This window comes from Dellaglioa sp. CoH-56-MRSF-13 (genome assembly GCF_056782095.1).
On the sequence record NZ_JBXAYC010000154.1, the window covers coordinates 1 to 283 of the forward strand.

General features: G+C 57.2%; 1 protein-coding gene. It reads left to right on the forward strand.

From position 1 onward, the window contains the following. Positions 1–283, forward strand: a 283-nt coding sequence (locus AC1RP1_RS08280) for a hypothetical protein (protein WP_481762766.1), incomplete at both ends; no start/stop codon positions are given.

The window sequence follows — 283 nt, forward strand, 5'->3', positions numbered from 1 at the left end:
CCTCAGGAGCGGATCACGCGTGCTGCCCGGGCCAAGCTACCCAATTTCTGGGTGCAGGAGCATCGAGCAACCGCCGATCCGAAATCCATTACGCCGTTCCCCGTGATAGAAAACGGAAAAACGTGGGTGATGCTGCCCCGTGGTTCCGGGTTCCCGGGAACGAAAAGCGCGGTACGCGCGACCCGTGATTTGGTGCAGTGGAAGAAGCATGAACCTCGAATGATACGGTTCGGGACAGTTGCCCAAATACGCGAAACTGCACGAAAATTGAAGGATTCTGGGG